Origin of the sequence: Streptomyces sp. NPDC047002 (genome assembly GCF_040704505.1) — a bacterium.
GTDB lineage: Bacteria > Actinomycetota > Actinomycetes > Streptomycetales > Streptomycetaceae > Streptomyces.
The window spans coordinates 19,568-30,803 of the sequence record NZ_JBEYWC010000051.1 but is presented as its reverse complement, the minus strand read 5'-3'; the positions used below and the strand labels follow the sequence as shown (position 1 = coordinate 30,803).

The window sequence follows — 11,236 nt, the reverse complement described above, 5'->3', positions numbered from 1 at the left end:
ACGCCCCCCGCCGCCGCCCCGCGGCCCCCCCCCCCCCGCCGGCGGTCGGGGGCGCCCGGGGCGTGGTGGTGAGGCAGCGCCGCCGCCTCACCACCGGTACGGCTGGTAGACCTCCATGCACGCGCTCCGGTCGTCGCCGTGCACCGCGTCCGCGCTGACCGGCACGGAACCCGCGGCGGGCTTCGCGTGCTGCGGATAGGTGTCGCCCTGCCGCCAGTCGGCGCCCACCACGAGCACCACACCCGACACGTCAGCCGAGCGCCGCACCGCGTCCGACGGCAGGCCGAGCGCCTTCGCCACGCCCCGCGCGTCGCCTTCGAGACCGGCGCTCGGGTACAGCACCGACGTGGTGTCCATCGGCATCTGCTCGCGGTCGGCCGCAGCCCGCGCGTACCCCTGGTCCGCGAGCAGCCCGGCGACCTCGCCCGCCCGCCCGGAGACCGGCGCCTGGCCGCCGCCCGTGCCGTTGCGCACGCTCACGGCCGTCCGGCCCGGCGCGTCGGCCGGCGCGGGCGCGTCCGACGCCGGGGACGAGGCACCGGCCGAGGGGGAGACGGCCTTGCCGTGCGTGTCGAACGGCACGTCGTCCCGCAGCAGCGACCACAGCTGCCGCGCGTCCGCCGTGTTCGCCACGAGGTGGTTGGCCGGCGACTGCGGGTCGGGCACCGTCGGCATGGTCACCATCGTCATGCGGTCCACCGGCACGTTCTTCAGCTGCATGCCCAGGTCGAACAGCTTCTTCACGGAGCCGATCTCCTGCGACACCTCAAGCGCCTTGGTGCCCGCATCGGCGAGGGCCGTCAGCTTCGACGGGCTGGTGAAGTAGTTCTGCGACTTCAGCGTCCTGAACATCGAGCTGAGATACAGGTGCTGCGCCTTGCTGCGGCCCAGGTCGCTCTCGAAGGCGTGCCGGGTGCGCAGCCACTGGAGGGCCTGCTCGCCCTTGACGTCGGTGGTGCCCGCCTTCAGCTTCAGCCCCGAGCCGCCGGGCGCAGCAGGCGTCGGGCGGTCCCACACGTTCTCCCGTACGCACACCGGCACGCCGCCCACCGCGTCCGCCATCTGCACGACGCCCGCGAAGTCGATGGTCATCCAGTGGTCGATGTAGACGCCGGTCAGCTTCTCCCAGGTGGAGAGGGTGCAGCCGGGGCCGCCGCGGGCCAGGGTTGTGTTGATGACGGCGTTGGTCGGCGGGTAGGCACGGCCCGTCTTCGCGTCCTTGCACGCCGGTACGTCGACACGGGTGTCGCGGGGGACCGAGACCATCGAGGCGTTCTTGCGGTCGGCCGAGACGTGCAGCAGCATCTGCACGTCGGCGAGCGGCGGGTCGGTGCGCAGGTTCTTCCCGCCGCCGAGTTTCACATTGGCGTCGCTCGCCCGGCTGTCGGAGCCGATGAGCAGGATGTTCAGCGGGGTCTGCCCGGCCGCGTTGGCCTGGGGCCTGGCCACCCCGGAGTCCGAGCCGGCGCGCGAGTCGCTGCGGAGGTTGCCGTCGAGGTGCCGGTAGTAGAGGTAGCCCGCCCCCGCCGTGCCCAGGATCAGCAGGGACAGCACCCCGGAGACCCAGCGCAGCGCGCGGAATCTCCGGCGTCCTGTGCGCTTCCCCGGGCCGCCGCCGCGCCCGCCGCCCGGCGCGCCGGACGGAGGGCCGCCGCCGTCCTGCTGCCCGGGCACGCCCGCCGTGCGCGGCGCGGCGCCGCCGCCGGCCCGCTCGTAGAGGCTGTCGTCCCAGCCGAGTTCCCGCGCCCGCGCCGCCCCGGGTCCCGCGCGTCGCGTCGTACCGCCCTGCCCCATCCGTCCCCCTCGGTTCAGGACTCGCCCGCGTGCCGCCGTGCGGGCGTCACTTGGCGCAGACCTGCTTGTCGGCTTCCACCTTCTGCACGCTGGACGACACCTGTGCGGGACCGGAGAGGGGCACGCCCGCGCCCTTGAAGTCCTTGCCGAGCGTCAGCTTCATCGCCTGGAGCCCGACCGCGTCCTCGGTGCCCTTCTTCAGGGCGGAAGCCGAGAGACCCATCCAGGCGGCGACGGTGCGCGCCTGGTCGGCCTGGTTCGGCGCGTACTCCAGCGTGGTCTTGGCCGCCTCGGCGCCCGCGTCGCCCTTGTTCGTCGTCTTCGGCGCCTGCTTGTCGTTCTGGAACCAGGAGAGCGTCGCCTGCGCGGCCCCGTCGGGCGCCCCGCCGTTGTAGACGTCCACGCGCACGTCGTCGGCCGCCGCCTTCGGGCCTTCGAGCACCTTGTCGTCGGAGGCCGACTTCTTCTTCTTGACCTCGGTGAGCGAGGTGTCGTTCTGGAGGTCGCTGAAGAGGGGATCGGCCAGCGCGTCGTTCACCACGACCGTCGCGTGCACTATCTCGTCGGGGTTGTCGACCACGGGCAGGGTCGCGAAGGTGATGTTCTTCGGGTCGACCTTGGCGATCTCCTCGCCGAGGCTGCTCAGCTTCTTGATCGACCCGATGCCGGTGTCCACCGTCAGCGCCTTCGTGCCGGCCTCCGCGAGGCTCGCCAGCTTCGTCGGGCTGCTCAGCGTGTCCTTCGACTTCAGCTTGCGCAGCAGCGCGCTGAGGAACTGCTGCTGCACCTGGATGCGGCTGAGGTCGCTGCCGGTGCCGAAGCTGTGCCTGGTCCGTACGAACGCGAGGGCCTGCTCGCCCTCGACGGTGTGCTCGCCCGCCGACAGGTGCAGGTGCGACTTGGGGTCGTCCACCGCGTGCGCCACGCAGATCGGCACCCCGCCGACCGCGGTGGACAGCGTCTTCACGGCGTTGAAGTCGGCCATCATGAAGTGGTCGACCTTGACGCCCGTCAGCTCCTCCACGGTGCGCATGGCGCAGCCGGGGTCACGGCCGTCCTGGCCGAGGCTGGTGTTGAAGCGGGTGTCGGGCGTGCCGGGGATGACCTTCGTCTGCCCGTCCGACTCCTTGGTCTCGCAGTCCGGGATGTCGGTGATCAGGTCGCGCGGGATCGACAGGGCCGTCGCGTTGGTCCGGTCGGCGGAGACGTGCAGCAGGATGTTGGTGTCGGCGTGCCCGACGCTGCCCGAGTCGCCGTAGCCCTCGTTGCCCGCGCCGGTCCGCTTGTCGGTGCCCATCAGGAGGATGTTGACGGGCTTGCCCGAGTCGAAGCTGCTCTGGCTGCCCGCCCCGCCGACGTCGACGGTGGAGATGTTGCCGTTCAGATGCTGGTAGTAGGCGTACGCGCCGCCGCTGGTGGCGAGGACCAGGAAGCCCAGCACACCGCTGGTCCACAGCAGTGCCCTCTTCTTCCCCGACTTCTTCGTGCCCTTGCCCCTGCGGCGGCTCGGCGGCGGGCCCGGCTGCGCCCCCCTGCGGCGGCTGCGCTGGCCCGGCACCTCGGGGCCCGCGGGCGGCCCGCCGGCCTGTGCGCCCCTGCGGCCCGCCCGGCCCACGGGGGCCTCGGCCGCGGCGGTGCGCCCGCCCTGCCTGCGCGCCGCGCGCCCGGCGTCCGCGGGCTGCTGCGAGGGGCGGGACGCGCCGCGGCCGGAGGGTGCTTCAGCGGTGCGGCGGGAGGGCGGCTGCGGTGCGGGGTTGTCCAGTCGCAGCTCGTAGTTGCCTGTCTCCGGGTTGAGGACCCACTGGTCGGCGGGGTCGATTTCGCCCTGCCCACTGTTCTGTGCATCCACGGTTGCCTGAATCCTCCGTCGGTGCCACGTGAAGCGCCTCCCCCTCGGGCGCCAGGTCTTCGATCCGGCGGCGCGCGGCGGCGGCCGAAAGCGCCGGATCGCGACACACTATCCGCCCCGTTCGCCGTCGAGCGACGGCGGTGCCGGACCCCTGCGTTCTTACAAGCGGGCAATCCACCCAATCGTCATGCGCCCCTGTGCTCCCCGCCGTCACGGTTCGCACACAGGGTTCACGCACACAGGCCGACACTGGCATTGGTTCCTGTGAACGTCGGGGCCGGTGACGCCGAGGGCGATCCGCCCGCCCCCGCGTCAGGGACGGCGGGGGCGGACCCGTGCGCGGGAGCGCCCGCCGAATTGCCGGAGTCTTTACCGGTGGATCCCGTCGGCCCGGCCGACGGGCTTCCCGTGCCGGGGCCCGTGGGCGAACCGGAGGTCCGCACCGTGACGGCGGCGTCGTCCCGCAGCTGCTTGAACAGGGTGCCGGCGGCCGGCTGCACCAGCTCGTCCCTGTTCGGGTCGGGTGTGTACGGGCGCTGCGGCACTGTGAGGAACTGCACCTTGTCGGTGGGCACGTTCCGCATGGAGTGGGCCAGGTTGTAGAGATCTCGCAAACTGCTCAGACCCGGGTCCGTGGTGATGGCCTTGGTGGCCGCGTCGAGCACCGGATAGAGCCGGGCCGGGTTGAGCAGCACCCCGTCGCTCTGCAGCTTCGTGAACAGTGCGCCGAGGAACCCCTGCTGGCGCTGGATGCGCTGGGTGTCGCTGCCGTCGCCGATGCCGTGCCGCGCCCGGACGAAGCCGAGGGCCTGCTCGCCCTTCACGGTCTGCCTGCCCGCGGGCAGGTCGAGGTGGGCGTCGGTGTCGTGGACCGGCTCGGCGAGGCACACCTGCACCCCGCCCACCGCGTCCACCATGTCCTTGAAGCCGCTGAAGTCGATGACCATCTCGTGGTCGATCCGCACCCCGGTCAGCTGCTCCACGGTGCGGGTCGTGCAGGCCGTGCCGCCGAACTCGAAGGCCCAGTTGAACTGGGCGAACTGCGCCCGCGTGGTGGTGCCGCCGGGCTTGCCGCAGCTCGGTATGTGCACCATCAGGTCCCGCGGTATCGACACCGCCGTGGCGCTCTGCCGGTCGGCGGCGAGGTGCAGCAGGATCGTGGTGTCCGAGCGCGCCGTCCCGCCCTCGTCGTGCCCGTACGCGCCGTTGCCCTTGCCCGAGCGGCTGTCGGAGCCGATGAGCAGGATGTTCAGGGCGTCGAGCGCGACCGGCGCGGGCCGTTCCTTGGCGTACGTCTGGAGCTGCGACGCGGCCTCGGTGTCGGTGGTGATGTTGCCGTCGAGCTTCTCGTAGAACCACCAGCCGGTGCCCGCGGTCGCGAGCACGGCCACACCGACGCCCACCGCGACCCACCGCAGCCACGGCCGCCGTCTGCGCGGCCGCGGGGCGCCCCCGGGCCCGCCGGTGTGGTTCCCGCCACGTCCCGACCGCCCGGCGGCAGCCGGGCCGTCCGCCGCCGTCGCTGCGGTGCCGTCCCCGGGTGCGGCGGCGGAGTCGTCGGGCGCGGCGGTGGAGTCCTCGGGGCCGGCTGCACCGTTCAGGCCGGTGGCGTACCCGCCACCGGCCGCGGGTATGGCATCGATGTCAGAGCCCTCGCCCCGGCCGTCGCCCGCGCCGCGTGACACGGCCCCGTGCGCGCCGGTCCCCTCCTCGCCCGCTACGCCGTCCACGGCGTCTGAGGCCCTCTCGGTCACGTCTGCGTCCGTCCTTCGGTGCTTCGGTGGCGTGAGGCGCCCCCGGTCCTCGGTCGTGCCCGCGGCGTCGCGCCGTCCGCCCCGAGGGCGGGGCGCTCCGGCGGCCTCTCCCCACGGGTAGACGGCCGGAAGCCGCGGTTGGTTGTGTCCGCGTACGCGTCGGCGTCCCCGCCGGTGTCCGCGCCGCTCTCCATGCCGATCGCCCCCCGTGCGGCCGTCGGTCGTCAAGGGCCGTGGTGCCCGCCTGCCCCCGCACGCGCGCCTCATGTCGCGCCGCCGCTCCGCCGTGCCGCGCGGGCGGTGGCTCACTCGGCGCTGTGGGTGACCCGCTCGCTCGCCGTGCGCTGCGCGAGGTCCTCCGCGGGCAGCTTGTCCAGGTTCCGGCAGAGCACCACGGAACCGCCGGCGGCGAGCGGCGCGTACAGGCCGCAGGACAGGCCCTCCCAGGTGTCGTACGGCAGCCCCGAAAGCAGCCGCGACCCCGGGCCGAGCCCGCGCCGCTCCGCGTCGGCGACCGCGCGCCCGACGAGCGCGCCCGCCGTCAGTTCCGTACCGCCTGACCCGTCGGCCAGGCGCAGCGCGATGCCCGCCGGGTCCACCGGTGCGTACGGGACGAACCGGTCGCCGTGTGAAGGGACTTCGACGGCGTAGTCGGCGAAGCCCGCGGGCGGCTCGGGGAACCGGCCGCCGAGCGGGCGCAGCGCGAGCGCCACCCGCTCGCCGCCGCAGGCGCGCGCGGCCTCCAGGGTGTCGGGGCCGCTGACCACGACGTCCGCGTCCGCGGGGTCGCCGCCGAGCTCGGCGGTCACGCCCACGGACGCGCAGGCGAGCAGCCACACCGCGGTCTGCCAGTGCGCGGGCAGCAGCAGCGCGAGCCGGTCGCCCGGGCCCGCCGACAGGTCGTCCTGGAGGAGGTTGGCGGTCTTGGCGACCCAGTTGGCGAAGGTCGCGACGGACAGCTCGACCCGCTCCCCGGTGGCGTCGTCGTAGAAGGTGACCAGGGGCCTCGCCGGGTCCGCAGCGAGCGCGGAGCGCAGCAGGTCGGCCGGAGTGTGTTCGCTTGCGTTCACGCCGGACAGCGTACTTCGCGGCCCCCGAAACGCCTGATGAGGTGATCCGGTGATCGCGGCGACGGGGACCGGTGTACGAATGGAGCGCCCCAAGACGACGGCAACACATGGCAGACACGGCCATGGCCGACCCCATGGCCGGAGACGACCCCGGCAGGAAGCGGAGACGACAGGTGACTGAGGCGATCCTCCTCGTCGGAGGCAAGGGCACCCGGCTGCGGCCGCTCACCGTGCACACGCCGAAACCGATGGTCCCCGCGGCGGGAGTGCCGTTCCTCACCCACCAGTTGGCCCGCGCGCGGGCCGCAGGGGTCGAGCACGTGGTGCTCGCGACCTCCTACCTCGCCGAGGTCTTCGAGCCGTACTTCGGCGACGGCGCCGCCCTCGGCCTGCACCTGGAGTACGTCACCGAGGCCGACCCGCTCGGCACCGGCGGCGCACTCCGCAACGTCGCAGGCCGGCTCGGCTCGGCGCCCGAGGACCCCGTGCTCGTCTTCAACGGCGACATCCTCACGGGCCTCGACATCCCCGCCCTCGTGGACACCCACAGGGACACGGGCGCCGACGTGTCGCTGCACCTCACGCGCGTGCCCGACCCGCGCGCCTTCGGCCTGGTGCCGACCGACGGCACGGGCAGGGTGACGGCGTTCCTCGAAAAGCCGCAGACGCCGGAGGAGATCGTCACCGACCAGATCAACGCGGGCGCCTACGTCTTCCGCAGATCCGTCATCGACACGATCCCGGCCGGGCGGCCCGTCTCCGTGGAGCGCGAGACCTTCCCAGGACTGCTCGCGGACGGCGCGCACCTCCAGGGGATGGTCGACTCCACGTACTGGCTCGACCTGGGCACCCCGCAGGCGTTCGTCCGCGGCTCGGCCGACCTGGTGCTCGGCCGGGCGCCGTCGCCCGCCGTGCCCGGCAGGTGCGGCGAGCGGCTCGTGCTGCCGACGGCCGAGGTGGCGGCGGACGCCAAGCTGACCGGCGGCACGGTGATCGGCGCGGGCGCCGTCGTCGGCGGCGGCGCCCGCATCGCCGGGTCCACGGTCCTCGACCGCGCGGTCGTCGAGCCGGGCGCCGTCGTCACCGACTCGATGATCGGCGAGGGCGCGCGGATCGGCGCCCGCACGGTGGTCGAGGGCGCGGTGATCGGCGACGGCGCGCACGTCGGCGCCGACAACGAACTGCGTGAGGGCGTACGGATCTGGTGCGGCGCCACGCTGCCGCGGGCCGCGATCCGCTTCTCCTCGGACGCGTAGCACGCCCCGGGCCGCGGCAGCCCCGCGTACGGGCCGCCCCCGGCCGACCCCGTACGCTCGGTACGGCCCGGCGCGGCCCCGGCCCGCGGCCCGCCCGCGGCCGCCACGCTGGGCGCAGCCCCGAACACCCCGAACACCCCGTACAGCCCGACGCTTCCGACTTCCCCGAGGACCCATGGCCGGCCGCTTCGCCCCGCGCCCCAGGTCGGCCGTGCACGTGCGCGCCGCCGCCGAGCCTGGCGCCCGCGCGTGCTGGACCCCGCCGGACGGCCCCTACGACCTCGGACTCGTGCTCGGCCCCCTGCGCCGCGGCCCCGCCGACCCGACGTTCCGCCAGACCCCGGACGGCGCCGTGTGGCGCGCCAGCAGGACCCCGGAAGGCCCCGCCACGCTCCGGCTCGCGCAGCGCGCCGACGGCACGGTCGACGCGGAGGCGTGGGGCCCCGGCGCCGGCTGGATGCTGGCGCGCCTGCCGCACCTGCTGGGGGAGCACGACGACCCGGGCGCCTTCGTGCCGCGCCACCGCGCCGTGCTCGCGGCGGGCCGCGGCAGGCCGGGGCTGCGGCTGTGCGCCACCGGCCTCGTGCTGGAGTCGCTGATCCCGTCGGTCCTGGAGCAGAAGGTCACGACCGTGGGCGCCTACCGGTCGTGGCGCACGCTCGTGCGGAAGTACGGCGAACCCGCGCCGGGCCCCGTGGAGGGCCTGCACGTGATGCCGGAGCCCCGCACCTGGGCGCGCATCCCCTCCTGGGAGTGGCACAGGGCGAACGTCGAGGAGAAGCGCTCGTCCACCGTGCTGCGCGCCGTACGGGTCGCGCGGCGCCTCGAAGAGGCCGCGGCGATGGAGCCCGAGGCGGCCGCGGCCCGCCTGCGCCTGATCACGGGCATCGGCCCGTGGACGGCGGCCGAGGTCGTCCAGCGCACCAACGGCGCCCCCGACGCGGTCACGGTCGGCGACCTCCACCTGCCGGGCATCGTCGGCCATGTCCTCGCGGGCGAACGCGACGCCGACGACGCCCGCATGCTGGAACTCCTCGCGCCCTACGCGGGCCAGCGCCACCGGGCCGTCCGTCTGATCCTCCTCAGCGGCCGCCTCCCGGAGCGCCGCGCCCCGCGCATGGCGGTCGGCGAGATCGCGTCCCGCTAGGCCGCCCGCGCCGCCGCCCCCGCGCCCGCCCCGCCGCCGGGCCCGAGCCCCCGGGCCCGTGGGCCCGTGCGGTCGGGGGCCGTGCGCTCAGCGGACCGTGACGAAGTCGTCCACCGGGCGGTCGGGGCGCGACGGTGCAGGCCGGGCGGGGCGGCCCACCGCGACCGCGCCCATGGGGTCCCAGTGCGCGGGCAGCGACAGCGCCTCGCGGACCACGTCGCGGCAGAACATCGTCGACGACACCCACGCGGAGCCCAGCTGCTCGCCCGCGAGCGCCACCAGGAGGTTCTGCACGCCGGCGCCCGCCGCCACCACGAACATCTCGCGCTCCGCCGCGTCCCGCCGCGGGTCGCCGTACGCGTGCGCGCCGTCCGCCACCAGGCACGGCACCACCAGGTAGGGCGCACGGCGCAGCACGTCGCCCCTGCGCACCCGCTTGGCGACCGAGTCCTCGGACCTGCCGTCCCGCCGCAGGTCCGCGATCCACGCGTCGCGCATCGCGTCGAGCAGCCGCGTCCTGGACGCGGCGGACTCCAGCAGCACGAACCGCCACGGCGTGGTGTGGTGCGGCGCGGGCGCCGTGAGCGCCGCGGCGACCGCCCGCCTGACCGCGCCGGGGTCGACCGGCTCGTCGGTGAACTCCCGTACGGTGCGGCGCAGTGCGACCGCCTCGCGCACCGCCTCCGACGTGCCGAGCCTGAACATGTCGTCGGCGGCGGTGCGCACCAGCTCGCGCGCGCCGCCCTCCGGCGCGTCACGCCCGGGGGCGACCAGGTGGGCGAGGCCGCTGACGACCGCGACCGGCATCCCCGCCGCCTTGCCCTTCACCAGGTCACCGGCTGCCGCCAGTTCGTCGGCGAGCGCCACCACCGTCGCGGACATCGGATTGCCGTGCGCATCCCGCTCGCCGCGCAGGTCCTCGATGACCCGCACCCCGGCCGCGCCGATCGCCACATCCGTCAGGCCGTTGCGCCACGGCCGCCCGAAGGTGTCCGTGACGATCACGCCGACGTCCACGCCGAGGTCGGCGCGCAGCCGCTCGCGGATCGCGCGCGCCGACGCGTCGGGGTCCTCGGGCAGCAGCAGCACCGTGCCCGCGGGCGTGTTGGACGCGTCGACCCCGGCGGCCGCCATCACGAGGCCCTGCCGGTTCTCCACGATCCGCAGCGTCCCGCGCCGCGCCACCACCCGTACGGTCTCCGCGTCGATGGCCGCCTCGCGGTCGTCGGCCTCGACGATCCGGCCCTCGGCCTTGGAGACGATCTTCGAGGTGACCAGCAGGATGTCGCCGTCGGCGAGCGCGGGCGCCGCCGCTGCGGCGATCAGCTTCGCCAGGTCGTCGCCCGGCCGCACCTCGGGGAAGCCGTCGCCGACGGCCCGTACCGCGTAGGCCGCGGGTGCCGCGCCGCTCACGCTCTGACCTCCTCGGCCAGCGCGAGCGCCTCGCGGGCCATCGCGGCGGCCGCTTCGGCGTCCGTCATCATCAGCGGCACCGCGCGCGCCCTGATGCCGGCCGACTCGATCTCCGGGACCGCGGCGGCGTCCACCGTGTCGACGAGCCAGCCGTCGAGCAGCCCGGAGCCGTAGTGCCCCGCGACCGCGGCCGCCGTCGACTCGACGCCGATCGCGGCGAGCACCTTGTCCGCCATGCCGCGCACCGGCGCGTCCCCGACGATGGGGGAGAGCCCGACGACCGGCACCCCGGCGTCCGCGATGGCCTCGCGGATCCCGGGCACCGCGAGGATCGTGCCGATGCTGACGACCGGGTTGGACGGCGGGAAGAGGACCACGTCGGCAGCGGCGATCGCCTCCAGCACGCCGGGCGCGGGCTTGGCCTGCTCTGCGCCGACCGGCACGACGGCCTGCGCGTCCACGGCGGCGCGCATCCGCACCCAGTACTCCTGGAAGTGCACGGCCTTGCGCTCCCCGTCGACGTCGACGGCCACATGCGTCTCCACGCGGTCGTCCGACATCGGCAGCAGCCGCACGCCGGGCTGCCACCTGGCGCACAGCGCCTCGGTGACCGCGCTCAGCGGATACCCGGCGGCGAGCATCTGCGTGCGGACGATGTGCGTGGCGAAGTCGCGGTCCCCGAGCCCGAACCACTCGGGCCCCACCCCGTACGCCGCGAGCTCGCCCTTGACGGCGAACGTCTCGTCCGTGCGCCCCCAGCCCTGCTCCTCGTTGATGCCACCGCCGAGGGTGTACATCACCGTGTCGAGGTCCGGGCAGATCTTCAGCCCGAACAGATGGATGTCGTCTCCGGTGTTGCCGATCACCGTGACGTCCGCGTCGGGCGCGGCCTGCTTCAGGCCACGCAGGAAACGGGCGCCGCCGATGCCGCCGGCCAGAACCACAATGCGCAT

8 protein-coding genes are annotated in these 11,236 nt (G+C 74.8%); 2 read left to right on the top strand and 6 right to left on the bottom strand.

Annotation, left to right across the window (positions count from 1 at the left end; translation table 11 throughout):
* Positions 1–87: 87 nt before the first annotated feature.
* The 4 genes from AB0910_RS30315 to AB0910_RS30300 form a co-directional block, all read right to left on the bottom strand.
* A complete protein-coding gene (locus tag AB0910_RS30315) occupies positions 88–1,794 on the bottom strand; it encodes an LCP family protein (RefSeq protein WP_366747869.1) in 1,707 nt (568 codons plus the stop codon).
* 46 nt (positions 1,795–1,840) lie between these two features.
* Entirely contained in the window at positions 1,841–3,643 is a 1,803-nt protein-coding gene (locus AB0910_RS30310; RefSeq protein ID WP_366747868.1) for an LCP family protein, read from the bottom strand.
* Positions 3,644–3,873: 230 nt separating this feature from the next.
* The gene (locus tag AB0910_RS30305; RefSeq protein WP_366747867.1) at positions 3,874–5,397 is read right to left on the bottom strand and encodes an LCP family protein; all 1,524 of its coding nucleotides are present in this window, start codon (positions 5,395–5,397) and stop codon (positions 3,874–3,876) included.
* A 305-nt stretch (positions 5,398–5,702) separates the two neighbouring features.
* Entirely contained in the window at positions 5,703–6,467 is a 765-nt protein-coding gene (locus tag AB0910_RS30300; RefSeq protein ID WP_366747866.1) for a TIGR03089 family protein, read from the bottom strand.
* A gap of 173 nt (positions 6,468–6,640) precedes the next feature.
* Between AB0910_RS30300 and AB0910_RS30295 the strand changes: the two genes are divergently transcribed.
* Positions 6,641–7,723: an NDP-sugar synthase gene (locus tag AB0910_RS30295; RefSeq protein WP_366747865.1), complete on the top strand. Its 1,083-nt coding sequence runs from the start codon at positions 6,641–6,643 to the stop codon at positions 7,721–7,723.
* A gap of 175 nt (positions 7,724–7,898) precedes the next feature.
* On the top strand, positions 7,899–8,870 hold the full coding sequence (locus tag AB0910_RS30290) for a DNA-3-methyladenine glycosylase 2 family protein (RefSeq protein WP_366747864.1): 972 nt from the start codon (positions 7,899–7,901) through the stop codon (positions 8,868–8,870).
* A gap of 87 nt (positions 8,871–8,957) precedes the next feature.
* On the opposite strand, the gene AB0910_RS30285 is transcribed toward AB0910_RS30290, so the two are convergent.
* Positions 8,958–10,283, bottom strand: a complete 1,326-nt coding sequence (locus tag AB0910_RS30285; protein ID WP_366747863.1) for a coenzyme F420-0:L-glutamate ligase — start codon at positions 10,281–10,283, stop codon at positions 8,958–8,960.
* Positions 10,280–11,236: a 2-phospho-L-lactate transferase gene (gene cofD, locus AB0910_RS30280; protein WP_366747862.1), complete on the bottom strand. Its 957-nt coding sequence runs from the start codon at positions 11,234–11,236 to the stop codon at positions 10,280–10,282. Before cofD ends, AB0910_RS30285 begins: the two co-directional genes overlap by 4 nt.

Bases quoted from the DNA above. Each gene is read 5' to 3' on its own strand.
- AB0910_RS30315 (WP_366747869.1), bottom strand. From the start codon at position 1,794: ATGGGGCAGGGCGGTACGACGCGACGCGCGGGACCCGGGGCGGCGCGG.
- AB0910_RS30290 (WP_366747864.1), top strand. From the start codon at position 7,899: ATGGCCGGCCGCTTCGCCCCGCGCCCCAGGTCGGCCGTGCACGTGCGC.
- cofD (WP_366747862.1), bottom strand. From the start codon at position 11,236: ATGCGCATTGTGGTTCTGGCCGGCGGCATCGGCGGCGCCCGTTTCCTG.